The organism is Leadbettera azotonutricia ZAS-9 (genome assembly GCF_000214355.1).
GTDB classification, from domain to species: Bacteria; Spirochaetota; Spirochaetia; order Treponematales; family Breznakiellaceae; genus Leadbettera; species Leadbettera azotonutricia.
This window is the reverse complement of sequence record NC_015577.1, coordinates 1,552,344-1,567,625: the sequence shown is the minus strand read 5'-3', so window position 1 is coordinate 1,567,625 and position 15,282 is coordinate 1,552,344. Positions and strand designations below refer to the sequence as shown.

14 protein-coding genes are annotated in these 15,282 nt (G+C 50.6%); all 14 read right to left on the bottom strand.

Features of this window, described 5'->3' with window-relative positions:
* Window positions 1–4: 4 nt before the first annotated feature.
* Genes flgB through TREAZ_RS06730 form a run of 14 tightly spaced genes read right to left on the bottom strand, consistent with a single transcriptional unit; the run spans window position 5 to window position 15,275 of the window.
* On the bottom strand, window positions 5–427 hold the full coding sequence (gene flgB, locus TREAZ_RS06795) for a flagellar basal body rod protein FlgB (protein WP_015711086.1): 423 nt from the start codon (window positions 425–427) through the stop codon (window positions 5–7).
* A 49-nt stretch (window positions 428–476) separates the two neighbouring features.
* On the bottom strand, window positions 477–2,042 hold the full coding sequence (gene hslU, locus TREAZ_RS06790) for an ATP-dependent protease ATPase subunit HslU (protein ID WP_015711085.1): 1,566 nt from the start codon (window positions 2,040–2,042) through the stop codon (window positions 477–479).
* Window positions 2,043–2,051: 9 nt separating this feature from the next.
* Window positions 2,052–2,603 carry an ATP-dependent protease subunit HslV gene (hslV, locus tag TREAZ_RS06785; protein WP_015711084.1) on the bottom strand — a complete coding sequence of 184 codons (552 nt, stop codon included), beginning with the start codon at window positions 2,601–2,603 and terminating at the stop codon, window positions 2,052–2,054.
* Window positions 2,600–3,508 (bottom strand): tyrosine recombinase XerC, encoded by a 909-nt coding sequence (locus TREAZ_RS06780; RefSeq protein ID WP_015711083.1) that lies wholly within the window; start codon window positions 3,506–3,508, stop codon window positions 2,600–2,602. The genes hslV and TREAZ_RS06780 overlap by 4 nt, the downstream gene beginning before the upstream one ends.
* Window positions 3,505–5,631: a type I DNA topoisomerase gene (gene topA, locus TREAZ_RS06775; protein ID WP_015711082.1), complete on the bottom strand. Its 2,127-nt coding sequence runs from the start codon at window positions 5,629–5,631 to the stop codon at window positions 3,505–3,507. The genes TREAZ_RS06780 and topA overlap by 4 nt, the downstream gene beginning before the upstream one ends.
* Before the next feature lie 35 nt (window positions 5,632–5,666).
* Window positions 5,667–6,620 (bottom strand): DNA-processing protein DprA, encoded by a 954-nt coding sequence (gene dprA / locus TREAZ_RS06770; RefSeq protein ID WP_015711081.1) that lies wholly within the window; start codon window positions 6,618–6,620, stop codon window positions 5,667–5,669.
* Window positions 6,613–7,359 carry a hypothetical protein gene (locus TREAZ_RS06765; protein ID WP_043922962.1) on the bottom strand — a complete coding sequence of 249 codons (747 nt, stop codon included), beginning with the start codon at window positions 7,357–7,359 and terminating at the stop codon, window positions 6,613–6,615. The genes dprA and TREAZ_RS06765 overlap by 8 nt, the downstream gene beginning before the upstream one ends.
* Window positions 7,349–8,281, bottom strand: coding sequence for a tyrosine-type recombinase/integrase (locus TREAZ_RS06760; protein WP_015711080.1), 933 nt, complete (start codon window positions 8,279–8,281; stop codon window positions 7,349–7,351). The genes TREAZ_RS06765 and TREAZ_RS06760 overlap by 11 nt, the downstream gene beginning before the upstream one ends.
* 7 nt (window positions 8,282–8,288) lie before the next feature.
* The gene (gene ftsZ / locus TREAZ_RS06755; protein WP_052297719.1) at window positions 8,289–9,497 is read right to left on the bottom strand and encodes a cell division protein FtsZ; all 1,209 of its coding nucleotides are present in this window, start codon (window positions 9,495–9,497) and stop codon (window positions 8,289–8,291) included.
* Window positions 9,498–9,544: 47 nt separating this feature from the next.
* Window positions 9,545–10,783 (bottom strand): cell division protein FtsA, encoded by a 1,239-nt coding sequence (gene ftsA / locus TREAZ_RS06750; RefSeq protein WP_015711078.1) that lies wholly within the window; start codon window positions 10,781–10,783, stop codon window positions 9,545–9,547.
* Window positions 10,784–10,790: 7 nt separating this feature from the next.
* Window positions 10,791–11,594 carry a cell division protein FtsQ/DivIB gene (locus tag TREAZ_RS06745; protein ID WP_169312613.1) on the bottom strand — a complete coding sequence of 268 codons (804 nt, stop codon included), beginning with the start codon at window positions 11,592–11,594 and terminating at the stop codon, window positions 10,791–10,793.
* A 16-nt stretch (window positions 11,595–11,610) separates the two neighbouring features.
* Entirely contained in the window at window positions 11,611–12,768 is a 1,158-nt protein-coding gene (gene ftsW, locus TREAZ_RS06740; protein ID WP_015711076.1) for a putative lipid II flippase FtsW, read from the bottom strand.
* Between the two features lie 10 nt (window positions 12,769–12,778).
* Window positions 12,779–13,852, bottom strand: coding sequence for a phospho-N-acetylmuramoyl-pentapeptide-transferase (gene mraY, locus TREAZ_RS06735; protein WP_015711075.1), 1,074 nt, complete (start codon window positions 13,850–13,852; stop codon window positions 12,779–12,781).
* Window positions 13,842–15,275: a UDP-N-acetylmuramoyl-tripeptide--D-alanyl-D-alanine ligase gene (locus TREAZ_RS06730; RefSeq protein WP_015711074.1), complete on the bottom strand. Its 1,434-nt coding sequence runs from the start codon at window positions 15,273–15,275 to the stop codon at window positions 13,842–13,844. Before TREAZ_RS06730 ends, mraY begins: the two co-directional genes overlap by 11 nt.
* Between the last annotated feature and the right edge of the window lie 7 nt (window positions 15,276–15,282).

Below are 15,282 nucleotides of genomic sequence, written 5' to 3'. Positions count from 1 at the left end.
TTTACTATCCCCTTAATACCATATTGATCTGGCTGAACTCGAAGGTCGTTGCATTGGCCATGAGCATGTACCTGAGCTGGTTTTCCAGGGCCAGGTTGAATTCCTCTTCGGCGTTCACATTGTTGCCGTTGGCGTTCTCGGTGGTTACATAATCCAGCACCCGCCTTACATCAACATCCTGGTAGTTCCTGGGTTCCCAATCGGAAATGTGTTTGGGATTGGTCAGGCGCAGCTCCAGGGCGGGCTTCTGCTTTTCCGTGTCCAATGCCCGTTTAAGCTCGCTCTCAAAATTCACATTGGATCGCTTGAAGTTGGGCACCCCTGCGTTGGCTATATTGTTGGCGATCACGGCTCCCCGGATGGAACTTGCGTCCATGCCCCGGTGAAGCAGGTCTACGGTTTTAGAAAAGCTGTTGTTTACGATCATTGCATTCTCCCATCTTCAATCATCGGCATTTCCCGGGCTGAGTTTAATCTCACAGGATATACCTCCCCAAATCCTGGTCTTTTACGAGGCTTGAGAGCTTTTCGTTTACATATTCCACGGTTATTGGCACCTTTGCAGGGGCAATATCAGGAGCCTCGAAGGAAAGTTCTTCCAAAAGAGCCTCCATTATCGTATGGAGACGTCTGGCGCCTATGTTTTCGAGCCTTGTATTGACCTCTGCGGCCAGGGCTGCAAGATGCTCCACTGCCTCCGGAGTGAACTCGATCTCCACGTTTTCTGTGGCCAAAAGCTCCACATACTGCTTGGTGAGGGCATTTTTGGGTTCCGTGAGGATGCGGAGGAAATCATCCTTGCCCAAGGAATCCAGCTCCACCCGAAGGGGGAAGCGCCCCTGAAGCTCGGGGATGAGATCCGAAGGCTTGGCAATATTGAAAGCTCCGGCAGCCACAAAAAGTATGTGGTCCGTGTTGACAGGCCCCCATTTGGTGTTCACCGTGGCCCCTTCAACTATGGGGAGAATGTCCCGCTGCACGCCTTCCCGGGATACATCGGGGCCGCCGCCCCTGTCGCCCTTGACTGCGATCTTGTCAATTTCGTCGATGAAAACTATGCCGGTCTCTTCCACCCTCTGGCGGGCTTCGTCGCTCACCCTGTCTCTGTCGATGAGTTTTTCAGACTCCTCGGCAATGAGTATCTCCCTGGCCCTTTTGACGGTGACAACTTTCTTTTTCTTGTTGCCGCCGAAAAACCCGGCTATCCCCGAAAGGCTGGATTCGATGTCCTCCATGCCGCCACCCATCATTTCGAAGGCAGGGAACTGGGGGTTCTGGTTTACGGTGATCTCCACGGTCTTGTCTTCGAGTTTCCCGTCCCTGAGCATGGCGCGGAATTTTTCACGGGTTTCCGAACCTGCCTTATTGGGGCTTTCCTTTTCAGCGCTTTGGGCATTTTCCCCGGAGGGAACTTCTTCGGGAGGCTCGATTGCATCCTCCTGAGTGCGGTTCACAGGGATTCCAATTTGAATGGCAGTGCCCATGAACGAAGGCCCCGGCCCCCCGTTGCCATTGGGGATTGAAAAACTGCCCATGGGCTTGACAACCGGCTGGGGCTTTTCGGCCTTGGGCTTCTTGCCCGTACCCGGAAGGAGGAGATCCAGCAGGGCGTCTTCGGCTCTTTTTGCAGCTTCTGTGGTAACAGTCTCCTGCATCTCCTGCTTTACCATCTGGACACCGGCTGCCATAAGATCCCGGATCATGGATTCCACGTCCCGGCCCACATAGCCTACTTCTGTGTACTTGGTGGCTTCCACTTTGATGAATGGCGAATTGGCAAGCCGCGCAAGGCGGCGGGCGATTTCAGTTTTGCCGACACCTGTAGGGCCAATCATGAGGATATTTTTGGGGGTCACATCCTCGCGCATTTCCGCGCTTATTTTGAGGCGGCGTATGCGGTTTCGCAAGGCTACCGCCACTGCCCGCTTGGCTTTCTTCTGGCCTACGATGTACTTATCCAGTTCAAGCACAATTTCCCTGGGAGTTAGCTTATCCAGATTTTTGTTGATTTCGCTGTTTTCGGCTGTATTCTTCTCTTCCATTAAAAACTCCTAAGCTTCCAATTCTTCCAGGGTGATCTGCCCGTTGGTATAGATACAGATGCTGCCCGCGATTTTAAGGCTTTTCTCAGCAATTTCCTTTGCCGAAAGTTTCGAGCCGTCGAGATAAGCCAGGGCGGCGGCGTAGGCGTAGTTGCCGCCTGAACCTATAGCCAAAGCATCTTCAGCAGGCTCTATCACATCCCCTGTGCCCGAGATAAGCAGGGTCTTGTGTATGTCCGCCACAAGGAGCAGGGCTTCGAGGCGCCTCAGGGCCCTGTCGGTGCGCCAGTCCCGGGCAAGCTCGACAGCAGCCCTGGCAAGATCGCCCGAATATTCCTTAAGCTTGGCCTCGAAACGGTCAAAAAGGGTAAATGCGTCGGCAGTGGCCCCTGCAAAACCGCAAAGGACTTTTCCATCCATGAGGCGGCGCACTTTTTTTGCGTTGTTCTTCATCACTGTTTCGCCCATGGTAACCTGGCCATCCCCTGCCATGGCCACTTTGCCGTCACGCCGGACAGCAAGAACAGTGGTACTGCGTATCTTTGCTCTTTCTTTGCTCATTGTTTTTTTCTCCCCTGTGAATGCGCCTTTGCATATACTTTCTTTAAACGCTCAGTATCTACGTGAGTGTAACGCTGTGTAGTACTAATACTGGCATGGCCCAGCAGTTCCTGTACTACCCTTACATCGCAGCCCGAATTTACAAGATGGGTAGCGAAACTGTGGCGTAGGGAATGAGGGTGTATATTTTTACCCAGCCCGGAACGTTCCGCATATTTGCCGATAATCCAGCGTATACCGGGAATTGAGATAGGTTCCCCTTTGCGGTTTACAAAGAGACGGTCTGTGGGGTGTTCAGCCTTTATACGCGCTTTACGCACCGGAAGGTAAGATGCAAGAGCCTCTTTGGCTTCATCAGAGAAAAAGACCGTCCTTTCTTTATCGCCCTTGCCTATAATGCGCGCTCCTGACAGATCCCGTTCCATGGTTTTTAGCGACAGTTCAACCAATTCTGAAATACGAAGCCCCCCTGAATACATGGTGAGTATTACTGCCTTGTCCCTTTCGGGCCACAGAATGCCGGCAGTATCGGGAAGCTCCGAGAACTGTGCCATCTCTGTTTCAAAGAGGAAGGCCGGCAGTGTCCTGGGAGTTTTAAGGTTTCGAAGAAGATCCGCAGGATCATCTGTTCTGTAGCCAAAGCGCACCAGGTAGCGGTAAAAACCCCTGATGGAGGAAAGGGCGCGGTTCACGCTTACCGAGGCAATGCCTTCAGCGCTTAAGTCTGAGATGAAAAGACGTACCCCCTGGGGATCGGCAGTTTCGGGAATAAAACCGTGATTGGAGCAATATGCGGAAAAATGCTCAAGATCATTGTTGTATGCCTTGAGGGTGCGCTCGGACACGCCGCGCACAACCCTGAGATAATCGAGGTATTCCTGTATTTTCTCGGTTAAAATTGTCATTTTTCTTCTTCTTCCTCACTGGAATGGAGATAATCGCACTCAGGATTGATGCAGGCTTTATGGTTGCCGTTCTTCTTGTCGTATTTTTCGACCATGAACTGGCCGCATTTTGGGCAAACCTGATTTAAAGGTTTAAAATGGCTGATAAAATCGCAGTCTGGGTAATTGGTGCAGCCGTAGAATTCCTTGCCCCTGCCCTTGGTTTTGCGGGCAACCACATCACCCCCGCACTTGGGGCATTTTGCAAGAGGTATGGATTTGGTGTTGCGGCACTCGGGGAAACCCGAGCAGGCGAGGAAATAACCGAACCGGCCAAGTTTTTTCATCATGGGCTTGCCGCATTTTTCGCACACTTTGTCGGTGGGTTCGTCCAAAGAACCTTTTTGGGATTCAAGGTTTTTCCCTACTTCATCCACCCGATCTATAAAGGGATCCCAGAAATCGCGGATCATATCGGGCCAATTTATTGTATTCTCTTCTACCTCGTCGAGCTTGGTTTCCATGGAGGCAGTAAAGCCTGCGTCCACTACATTGGGAAAATTATCCACCAGCATATCGTTGATAAGCCTTCCCAAAACAGTAGGAACCAGCTGCTTGTTGGAACGCACCACGTAGTAGCGATCCAGAAGCACCGAGATAATGGGGGCGTATGTCGAAGGACGGCCAATGCCTTTTTCTTCCAGAGTCTTCACAATGGAAGCATCGGTAAAACGGGCAGGGCCCTGGGTAAAATGCTGCTCGGGCCTGAAGTCGTCCACCTTCACCTTGTCGCCCTTTTTAAGCGCAGGGTAGGAGCTGCCTTTTTCGTCCCTTGACGAAAGAACCTTCATCACCTGGTAAAAACCTTTTTCGATGATCTTGGTGCCCGCAATGCGGAAAATGCCGTCACCTGCCTTGATGTCGGCGCTGACAGTCCTGGTTTTGGCATTGTTCATCTGGCTGGACACAAAACGTTCCCAGATTATCGAATAGAGGCGAAGCTGATCCCGGGTAAGGTGTTCCTTCACATCATCAGGAGCATAGCTAACATAAGTGGGGCGTATGGCCTCATGGGCATCCTGGGCCTTTTTCCCGACCGCATATTCCACGATTTTTTCGGGGAGCTCCTTGGGGAAATTTTTTCCTATCCATTCGCGGACTTCGTCCAAAGCAGTTTGGGAAATACGCACAGAATCGGTGCGCATATAGGTAATGAGGCCTATGCGGGAACTCCCCATGTTCACGCCTTCGTAAAGCTGCTGGGCTATTTGCATGGTCTTCTTGCTGGTAAAACCCAGGCGGTTTGCGGCAGTCTGCTGAAGCTGGGACGTGGTAAAGGGCGGCTTGGGCTTAACAGATTTGTCAGTTTCCCGCACATCGGAAACCACGCATTCGCCATTTTTGATAATATCGATAATGGCATTTACTTCAGCTTCGCTTTTAAGCTCGGGCTTGGCATCCTTCCATGAAACAAGCTGGGCTGTATAAGAAGACTTGCCGACTTTGAAGTCCGCTTCCAGGGTCCAGTATTCCTCAGGGATAAAAGATTCGACTTCTTTTTCCCTTTCGCAGATAAGGCGCAGGGCTACGGATTGCACCCTTCCTGCCGAAAGCCCGTTCTTCACTTTTTTCCAGAGCAGAGGGGAAAGATTATAACCCACAAGGCGATCCAAAACACGCCTTGCCTTTTGGGCGTTTACTTTAAATTCATCAATGGCAGCGGGATGGGCGACTGCGTCTTTAATCGCCTGGGGGGTGATCTCATTAAAACTGATGCGCTGAATGGGAACCTTGTCTGTCTTTGCGGTGATGGCATTTCTGAGATGCCAGGCAATGGCCTCCCCTTCCCGGTCATTATCGCTTGCCAGCAGCACTGTTTCAGCTTTTTTTGCATCCCCCTGGAGTTCTTTTAAAAGTTTTGCCCTTCCCCTGACAGTAATATATTCAGGCTCAAAATTTTTCTCCACATCAATGGCAAGGCGTGATTTGGGAAGGTCAATGAGATGCCCCATGGACGCCTTTACTATATAGCTGGGTCCCAGATACTTTTCTATGGTTTTAGCCTTGGCAGGAGACTCCACTATCACCAGGGTCTTCTTCTCAAGGTACTTTTTTTCTTTTTTCGGCTTCTTCTCTTTCTTCACTTTTTTTCTTTTACATCCATGTAATGTTCCTCATTTTAGCACAATTTGATGTTCAAACTTCTGGCAAGATCTCCGGCAAGGGCAGGCCCCTGGGCGTCATCCGCCGGGATTTCATTCATAAAACCCCATTCATCCAAAATATCCCGGGCTGAGCCAATCACCTTTGCCCCATCTTCGGCCAATTTGGCTGTCCCCTTTCCCAAAAGGGAATTAAACCCCGATGAAGCAACCCAAAGATCCCTTCCCTGTTCCAATGCAAAACTTGCTGTAATCAAGGCGCCTGATCTTTCCGGCGCCTCCACTATCACAACTCCCCGGGCAAGAGCTGAAATGATACGGTTTCTGGCAGGAAAATTCCACCTCATCGGTTTGGTTCCCGGAGGATACTCGCTCAAGAGACAGCCCCCTGCCTCAAGGATGCGCCTTGCAAGCCCCCGGTTCGATGAGGGGTACACATTGTCGAGCCCTGAACCCAGAACCGCGACAGTCGAAGCCCCACCTTCAATATTTCCCCTATGAGCCAGGGCGTCAATCCCCAGGGCAAGGCCCGAAACCACAGGAAACCCCGCACTCCCCAATTCACGGCCAAGGGAATAGGCCTGGGCTGCCGCCCCCGACGAAGGCCGCCTCGTACCCACCACTGCCGCCATGGGCTTGTCGGAAGCGGGAAGCTTTCCCCGGTAAAAAAGCAGAGCCGGAGGATCGAAGATTTCCCTGAGCAGGGGCGGATAGCTTCCATCCCTTATGCCCACTGTCGAAATTCCCCTCTGCTGCGCGCCAGCTTCATCCTTCCCTGCCATGGTGCAAATATCTGCCATAGTCCACGCCGCATGCCCCAATTTATGGCCAAGACGCGCTTCCAGATCCCTTTGGGAAAGCAATGTCAAATCCCTTTCGCAGTCAAATTCAAGGGAAAGTTTTTTTGCGTCTTCCCCCTTGAGGCCGGGAATACGGCCTATTATAAAATCCAGAAGCCCCCTGTTAGCCATAAAGGCGCCCCATAACCACCTGCCTGTTATTCTGGGCTTCCCGCCTTTTATCCTCATCCCTGGCAACGGAAATAATCATATCATAAAGTGCCAGCGACCGTTCCATATCGCTGACTTCAAAACAAGCCCGGGCCAGTACGAACATAGCATCCACATCGTTGGTTGAAAAATCGAGATACCGTTCCATAAGGGGAATTGCATCCTGGGGCCGGTCAAGTTCGAACACATAGAGAACACCCAGGGCATAACGGGGCCGCAGATACTTTTCATCTATCTTTAGCGAACTGAGATAAGCTTCTTCAGCCAGGGCATAGAGCCTGTCTCTTTCGGGATTTTCAATGCCTGTAAAATTATGATGGGTTTTTGCAACAATGGCCGCGGACAAACCTGTAAGGTAATGAAGAACAGCGTCCTCGGGGTTATAGTAAATGGCATGCTCCAGGGCTTCGAGGGCTTCATTGTGAAGGCCCTTTTCCTGAAGCCTGGTGGCAAGAATCTTCCAATAAACCCCGGTCTGGGCAGCATCCTTCACATAAAGCTCTATTTGCTTTTCATAGGCGGTTATGGCTTCCTTAAGCCCCTCGATAGTTTCAGGAGGGCCTCCGTTTCCCAGGCTTATGATGCGGGAAGCCAATTCACGCCTGCCCTTATTCGCCTGGAAATTAATCAGGACGATAAAACCAATGATGATTATTCCTATTACTGTCAGCCCTACAAGAACTTCTTTTTTAATTTTCATGTCCCAATTCCTTTAGTTTAGGAAGAAATCGGCGGTGGCTTTCCCTGAGGAGGGAAACGTCCACATGGGTATAGATCTGGGTGGTGGATAAATCAGCATGGCCCAGGAGTTCCTGCACCGAGCGGAGATCGGCGCCGCCGGAGAGAAGTTCAGTAGCAAAAGTGTGCCTTAGGGTATGGAGCTTGGTGCTGATCCCTGCCTGCTCAGCCAGGGCAACATAATTTTTCCAGATTCCTTTCCGCGAAAGCCTCTTTCCCCTGGCGCTTACAAAAAGCGCGGAGCTGTGGCGCTGTTTTAAAAGCAGCGGCCTTACTTCTTCAATATAACGCCTGAGCCACATTATTGAATCCGGGCCATATACCACGAGCCTTTCTTTATCGCCTTTGCCCCTTACCCGTGCAAGCCCTTCGGCAAGAACAAGATCCTGGATATTAAGGGAAACCGCTTCAGAAATTCGAAGCCCTGCGGAATAGATGAGTCCATAGAGCGCCCTGTTCCGCAAACCCAGGGGGGTACTGATGTCAATAAGGCTCAGAAGCTTGTCCGCTTCGCCCTTCTTCAGCACCGCCGGAAGCCGCATTTTCTTGTGGGGAAGCTCCAAAAGGGAAATGCAGTTGTCGTTCCTGATTCTCTCATCCACAAGGAAGCGAAAAAAAGAACGCAGTGCCGAAATTGCCTTTGCCACCGATCTTGAATCTATGCCGTCGTCCGCGCGGCGGTGATCCAGATAACGGTTTACATCGGGAAACTCCAAAGGTTTTCCCATGGCGGATTCAGCATCCTCTACCGAAAGCTTCTCTTTCTCCGCCCAGTCGAGGAAACGGCGTATCTCGAAACGATAGGTTTCGGCGGTGAGAGGGGCCCGGCGTTCAAGGGCAATGAGCCGGGAATAGTAGCTTTCCAGCAGGGCATGCTTATCCATGGCTTCCTTAATTTGCCGCTGTCTTGGTAAAATCGTGATAGCGGATGATAGGGGGAATATCAAGGTCGTCATCTGCGTACTTCGAATCCCTATAAGGAAGGACCCCGACGCCGCGATATGGTATGCTGGGTTCAACAGAGCCCTGGCCGCTAAACCTTTCATATTCTTCCGGGCTTACAGTTTCCCCCTTGGGTTCATTATCCATCTCGGACACTGCTGCCTCGGGTTTATCAGATGATTTTCCAAAACCTGCAGCAATAACCGTAACCCTGATCCTGTCTTCCATCGAGTCATCGATATAAAGGCCGGTAAAAACTTCGGCTTTTGGATCAATATCTTTGGTGATATGCCCAATTATTTCGTTGTACTCCACCATGGAAAGATTCCTGTTTCCGGCGACATTGACGAGCATTTTCTTGGCACCTTTAATCTGGGTCTCTTCAAGAAGGGGATTGTCCATGGCGCTCGAAATTGCGTCCATAACGCGGTTCTCCCCCGCGCCGTACCCAATGGACATAAGGGCGTCGCCCTGATTTTTCATTACCGCCTCTACATCTGCAAAGTCTATATTGATAATCCCGGTTTCGATGATGATATCAGAAATACCCTGCACACCCTGGAAAAGCACATTGTCAGCTGTAGCAAAGGCGTCGAGAATCGAAATGCCCCTGTCAGTATTATTCAATAGCCTTTGATTGGGTATTACAATGAGGGAATCCACCGCTTCCCTGAGTTTGAGTATCCCCTCTTCTGCATGGTTCATACGGTGCTCGAATTCAAAATCAAAAGGTTTGGTAACTACGCCAACGGTAAGGGCACCCAGACCTTTGGCGATGCGGGCAATAACCGGGGCAGAACCGGTACCGGTACCGCCGCCCATTCCCGCAGTAACAAACACCATATTGGCGTCTTTAAAAACGTCGCGGATCTCGGCTTCGCTTTCGATGGCTGCTCTTTCCCCAATTTCAGGCTTTCCGCCCGCACCCCTGCCCGAAGTAAGCTTGGCGCCTATCTGGAGTTTGACGTCCGCTCTGTTCTTGACAAGATCCCTGCTATCAGTATTGACAGCAATGAACTTAACACCCTTAATGCCCCGGCGTATCATGCCGTTTATCGCATTTCCGCCGCCGCCGCCTGTGCCCACCACTACAATTTTTACCGGCTGTTCGTCCAACCTTTGCTGGGCTTCCATTTCTTCGAGTACTTCAACGTTCATCATCCCCTCCCAAATCACTTTATTTGTTTTTGCCCCTCCCTGGGGTTTTAAAAAAATTCCCTTTTCAGCCAATCGATCAATTTTCCTACCACCGGTTCGCTTTTTTCGCGGGGATGGCTTTCAGGTCCCGAAACAGTAACGCCTTCACGGTCAAACCCTTCAAGAACAAGGCCCACAACAGTGGAAAACGCAGGGCTCCGGCATTCTTCAACAAGCCCTCCCGAAAGCCTGGGCTTGCCCACCCGCACAGGAAGGCGGAATATATGAGATGCTAATTCAGCCGCGCCTAAAAGTTCGGCGCCTCCCCCGGTAATCACTATCCCTGCGCCCAGGGGCCTGTTCAGGGGAAGCTTGCCGAGCTTTTCTTTTACCATTTTGAAAATCTCTTCCATTCTGGGCTGTATCACTTCCAGTATATCCATCCTGGGTATAGGCTGGGGTGGGCGGCCCCCGACACCGGGAATAAGTATGTCGCCGTTTTCTTCAAGGAAAGGAGCCCAGCAGCAGCCCACTTCGGTTTTGATTTTTTCAGCATAATCAAAAGGAATCTTTTTCAGTATGGAGATGTCGCTCGAAACCTGGGCGCCCCCGGCAGGAATAGTAATGCTGGAATAGGGAGCACCGTCAAGGTAAACCAATACATCGGTAGTACCCCCTCCAAGATCTATGAGGGCTACGCCCAAATCTTTTTCTTCTTCCGAAAGGACTGCATGCCCTGCCGCAAGGGACTGGAGCAAAAGCCCGTTAACCTTGAATCCAGCACGGTTAACGCACTTAATGAGATTTTGGCCCCCTGTAACAGAACAGGTGATAATATGCACTTCGGCTTCAAGGCGTACGCCTATCATATCCAGGGGATCTTTTATGCCCTTCTGATCATCTACAATATAATTTTGGGGTATCACTTCGAGTATTTGCCTGTCCATGGGGATTACCACAGCCCTGGCAGCTTCCAGAACCCTGTCCACGTCTTCTTTGCCAATTTCCCTGGTCTCGCGGTTGCGGCCTGTAACTGCCACAACGCCCCGGGAATTGACGCCGTCTATATGGCTTCCGCCTATGCCGGCCCAGCAGGATTTCACCTCGCGGCCGCTCATCATTTCAGCAGCCTCGACAGCAGATGAAATCGATTTGAGGGTGGCTTCGATATTGACCACCACGCCTTTTTTCAACCCTGTTGAAGGCGCAACGCCGACGCCGGTTATTTCGAGTTTTCCGGTTTCTTCATTGCGCTCGCCAATTACGGCGCAGACTTTTGTCGTGCCTATGTCCAGGCCGACTATCACGTCTTCGTTACTCAGAGGAAGCCTCCTTTAAGGTATATGACGCCATTCCCGAGCGAAAATCAATAAAATTAATCCCAGGTTCCCTTGCTGCCAACACATCCGCCATGAGGAGGGTGTAGCGGAGCAGATCCTGGTTCAATTCCGAAAGGCGAACCCTTATCTGTTTATGTATAGGATAGAGTATTAAATCAAAACCGTCAAAGGACTTGCGGTTGATTTTTATTTCAGAAACAGCAGCCAAAAGTTCAGGCGTCTTGATGCGCAGGGTATCCAATTGCTGGAACAAAGAATTGAACATGGCAGGAAGCCTCATACCCGGATAAGGCTCTTCTATCACGAGGCCCGAGATCACAGGCAGTTCAGCGGAAGCATCCGCTTTTCCTTCATGGCCAATTCTGAAAATTATCCCATGGGAATCGAAAAACACCGGAACCATCTTTCCCTTAAGGCTTGCAAAGGCAACGGCTGCGGCCTCGCGGCCTTTGAGGACTATTTCGAGCTTGTCAGGGAAATGCTTGAACACAAACGCGCTTTCTATCTGCGGCAGGGCCCTGAGGGCTTTTTCAGATGTCCGCGCATTTAACGAGATAAACGACGACTGACTGCTTACACCGGCATAAGCGAGAAGGCTTTCCCTGCTGAGGCCCTCCGCTGCGCTTACATTGACCTTGGAGAAAGGCATAAAGGGCGTAATCCCCAAAAGCCAAACCAGTTCCGCGCCTACCGCAATGCAGGCAGCGAGTATGAACCATTTTAGGCCCTTCTCAAGCCGGGAAGGCGCTGCCTGGGCTGCCGCCTCTTCAGTGTACATATATTCCCCTGCCATTTTACACCTCCGTCCTTGCAGTATTTCCCGCAAAAGAAGGAACATTCCGGGTTTTTGAAATATTTACAATTAACCCTGCCATGATCAGTGTTGTCGCGAGCGAAGATCCCCCGGCGGAAAAGAAAGGCAGGGGAACACCTGTGGCGGGCAAAGATCCAGCCACTACCGTGATATTAAGCAGGGTCTGTGTAATCACCATAGTCACCAGTCCCAGGCCCAAAAGCCTTGGAAAAGTCTTTTCGTTCCCCATAGCCGAAGAATAACCCCGGAACGCAAAAACCGCAAAAAGGAGCGCAAAAAGCAGTATTCCCAGGTACCCCGATTCCTCGGCATAGGCTGAAAAAATAAAGTCCGAATGAATTTCAGGGACCGATGCGATTTTTCTTGTCCCCAGGCCCAGGCCCTTGCCCCAGAAACCCCCGGAACTCACCGAGCGTACCGAAGACCGTACCTGGTAGCCTGCCCCCAAAGGATCCATTTCGGGGAAGAAGAAGCTCATCACCCTCCTGAACCTGTGCTCCTTGGTAGCAATAAGGAGGAAGGATATTGGAGCAAGAATGACTATAGCGGAAAAGAAATACCTGAACCTGACCCCTGCAAAATAAAAAATGATGAGCACGTTAAGCACAATAAACATAGCGGTAGAAAAATTGTTTTGCAGATAAATGAGGAAAACGAAAAGCGTTGTCATCATCACCGGGGGAAGTATGCCCTTGGAGAACCGGTCAATATCGTCGCCTTTTTTATCAAATAAATGGGCCAGATAAAGGGGCAGCACAAGCTTAACCAATTCCGAAGGCTGAAAGGTAAAAGAACCAAAGTGTATCCACCTGGAAGCGCCGTTCTTGGAAACCCCAACGCCCGGGATAAAGGTAAGTATGCAGAGCAGAATTGTTCCCAGTACCAGAAACCCTATCATCTTTCTCAAGAGATCCAGTTTCATATTGGAAGCAATAAAGAAAAGCACCAACCCTGCGGCGGCAAGAACAATCTGGCGGGAGAAAAAATACAGGCCATCGCCCTTGAAGCGTTCTGCAAAACCATAGGAAGACGAATGGAGGGTCACAAGCCCCAGCCCCGTGAGGAGCAGTATGCTGGCAATGAGGATATGATCCGCAGGCTGCTTCAAATGTCTTGTTTCTGTGTCGAATTGACTCATATCATTCCTGTTACTGGATCTTCAGCGTTGAAAGCGCGATGATCGCAAACAGCCCTCCTAAAATCCAGAAGCGTATGACCACCTTGGTCTCCGCCCACCCGGACAATTCAAAATGATGGTGAAGGGGCGCCATTTTAAACACCCTCTTCTTCCTTAATTTATATGAAGCCACCTGTATGACCACCGAAGCGATCTCCAGGACAAAAACCCCGCCAATAATGAGTATGAGTATTTCTTTTTTAATGATAAGAGAAATAACCGCAATCACCCCGCCAAGGGAAAGGCTTCCCACATCCCCCATAAAAACATCGGCAGGGTGGGCGTTAAACCAGAGAAAACCTATGCAAGCCCCAACAGCCGCAAGGCAGAAAACTGTAAGCTCTCCGGCTTCCTTTATATAAGGAATACCCAGGTAAGAGGAATAATCCGTGCGTCCCGAAAGATACGTAAGGATAGTAAGGGTAATAAACACAAGTATCAGTAATCCTGCCAATAGGCCGTCAAGGCCATCAGAAAAATTCACCGCGTTTGATTCGCCAACTATCAGTATTACCCCAAAGGGTATCCAAAACACGCCCAAATCTATAACGGCATTTTTGAAGAAAGGAATATAAAGGGCAGTATCCCCGCCGGATGCATAGAGTATTATCATTACTGCTATTGCTATGGCAAACTGGCCGGCAAGTTTTGCCCATGCGGGAAGGCCGTCAGAATTATGTTTGGCAACTTTCAGGTAGTCGTCAATAAAACCAATAAGGCCGAAAGCCCCAAAAGCGCCCAAGGTAAGCCAAACTTTTGCGCTTCCCAGATCCATCCAGAGTACCATGGAAACAATGACAGAAAGAATAATAAAAATACCCCCCATGGTAGGAGTACCGCTTTTTTTAAGGTGAGTCGCGGGTCCGTCTTCCCTGATAGACTGGTTTACCTTAAGACGTTTCAACGCCTCGATGATCCCGGGACCGAAGATAAAGCATATGAGCAATGTGGTAAGGGCAGCATAAGCGCTTCTAAAGGTGAGGTACTGAAACACATTCAGGGGGGTGAAAAATTTCACCAGTGGGTAGATAAATTCAAGAAACATGTATGCCCCCTGCGGTGCAGCATTCAGCTTTTCCTGCAAGCATATCCGTAAGCTGTTCCAGGGCGCAGCCCCTTGAACCTTTGAGAAGCACCAAATCTCCCGGACGCAGATAATTCTCCAGAGCCCCTTCAAGATCTTCCATCCTGTCGGTATGGAAAAAGGGAAATGCCCTGGAAGCCAACACTGCCGCTGCGGTTTCTGTTTCGGAACCATAAAGAAACACTTTTTCCGCCAACGAAGAAGCCAAAACCTTCCCAATGCAACGATGGGCTTCCTCTGACGTTTCCCCCAGCTCAAGCATGGAACCAATAACGTAAACCCTGCGCCCCGGCCAATCAATGCTGTCGCAAAATTCCACCGCAGCTTCGAGGCTTTCGGGGTTTGAATTGTAGCAATCCCGTATTACTGTGGTACTACCCTGGATTATTTCGCCCCTGCCGAACAGGGGCTTTACCGATTCGAGGCCCTTGCGTATAGCTTCATCGCTTATATGAACCTCACGGGCAATGGCAATCGCCGCGAAGGCATTTTTCAAGTTGAAATTTCCCGGCAGGCTGAAGCGGGATGTTTCGCCCGCCCAATTGATTTCAGTCCCGTCAAGGCCAAGGCTTGCAATGCCCCGGAGTTCAGTAAAACTGTCAGCCCCGTAGTAAAGGACTTTGCCTTTGACTCCATCGGAGAGGAAATCACGGTATTCATCATCAGAAGGAATAAGGGCAATGCCATTGCCCTTGAATTGTGAAAAAATATTTTTTTTCTCTTCAGCTATAGCCCTCTTGCTGCCGAGAATACCGATATGGGCAGAACCAATGTTAGTGATAATCGCAATGCCGGGATTAAGCACACTGGCGAGTTCTGCAATCTCCCCCCTGCGGTTCATGCCGGCTTCGAAAATCCCCACTTCATGGTCCTCTCTTACCTGAAAAACAGACAAAGGAAGGCCCGTCTCTGAATTGAGGTTGCCGCTATTCATGATCACCCTCTTTTCCCGGCCGATTATCGCAGCAGCAATTTCTTTGGTGGTGGTTTTCCCCGAAGATCCGGTAATGCCGATTTTAAGAAGCCTGGGGAATTTCGCAAGGTAAGAACGGGCAGCGTCCTGAAGCCCCTTGAGCGTATCATCCACGATCACCAGGGTCCTGCAGTATTTTTCAGCGATCCGCATAATGCCCAGGGATGCGAAGCCCAGCCTGGACCTTGCCACCATAGCCCCGGCCGCCCCGGCCTTAAAAGCATCCTCTAGGTAAAGATGCCCGTCCTGGCTGGCCCCGACAAGGGAAACAAACAGCGATCCCTCAATCGCAGCCCGCGAATCGATAACCACCGACGAGAAGCCTGTCCTCCCTCCCGCCGGAATTTCTTCCGGGAAAAGACGGGCTCCTATTGCCTGGGACAATTCGCTAAAAGTCTCAAGGTGGTCCATCGATCCT

Excerpts from the sequence above, each read along its gene's own strand:
- flgB (WP_015711086.1), bottom strand. The coding sequence starts at position 427 with ATGATCGTAAACAACAGCTTTTCTAAAACCGTAGACCTGCTTCACCGG.
- hslU (WP_015711085.1), bottom strand. The coding sequence starts at position 2,042 with ATGGAAGAGAAGAATACAGCCGAAAACAGCGAAATCAACAAAAATCTG.
- hslV (WP_015711084.1), bottom strand. The coding sequence starts at position 2,603 with ATGAGCAAAGAAAGAGCAAAGATACGCAGTACCACTGTTCTTGCTGTC.
- TREAZ_RS06780 (WP_015711083.1), bottom strand. The coding sequence starts at position 3,508 with ATGACAATTTTAACCGAGAAAATACAGGAATACCTCGATTATCTCAGG.
- dprA (WP_015711081.1), bottom strand. The coding sequence starts at position 6,620 with ATGGCTAACAGGGGGCTTCTGGATTTTATAATAGGCCGTATTCCCGGC.
- TREAZ_RS06765 (WP_043922962.1), bottom strand. The coding sequence starts at position 7,359 with ATGAAAATTAAAAAAGAAGTTCTTGTAGGGCTGACAGTAATAGGAATA.
- TREAZ_RS06760 (WP_015711080.1), bottom strand. The coding sequence starts at position 8,281 with ATGGATAAGCATGCCCTGCTGGAAAGCTACTATTCCCGGCTCATTGCC.
- ftsZ (WP_052297719.1), bottom strand. The coding sequence starts at position 9,497 with ATGAACGTTGAAGTACTCGAAGAAATGGAAGCCCAGCAAAGGTTGGAC.
- TREAZ_RS06745 (WP_169312613.1), bottom strand. The coding sequence starts at position 11,594 with ATGTACACTGAAGAGGCGGCAGCCCAGGCAGCGCCTTCCCGGCTTGAG.
- ftsW (WP_015711076.1), bottom strand. The coding sequence starts at position 12,768 with ATGAGTCAATTCGACACAGAAACAAGACATTTGAAGCAGCCTGCGGAT.
- mraY (WP_015711075.1), bottom strand. The coding sequence starts at position 13,852 with ATGTTTCTTGAATTTATCTACCCACTGGTGAAATTTTTCACCCCCCTG.
- TREAZ_RS06730 (WP_015711074.1), bottom strand. The coding sequence starts at position 15,275 with ATGGACCACCTTGAGACTTTTAGCGAATTGTCCCAGGCAATAGGAGCC.